Source organism: Shinella sp. R2-11, from assembly GCF_055330205.1.
The window spans coordinates 1-214 of sequence record NZ_JBVAPC010000039.1; the positions used below are offsets into that span (position 1 = coordinate 1).

At 60.7% G+C, this 214-nt stretch carries 1 protein-coding gene; it reads right to left on the reverse strand.

The window, feature by feature from the left end:
* On the reverse strand, nucleotides 1-214 hold a 214-nt coding region (locus ACZ1A1_RS24980), incomplete at both ends, for a porin (protein WP_463622070.1).

The window sequence follows — 214 nt, forward strand, 5'->3', positions numbered from 1 at the left end:
GTCGATGTAGAAGCTCTGGCCACGACGACCGTAGGCGAGCGGGTCACCGCCTGCATCGCTGTAAGCAGCGTTCACATCACCGGAAGCGGCTTCGATGTTGATGTAGCTGCGCAGCGTGCCGAGTTCGGTGTCCGTGCGGGCATCGAAGTTGATGTCGACGAGCGTGTGCGCATCCCAGTCCGAACGGTCGTTGTCTTTGCCCTGGAACATGTCG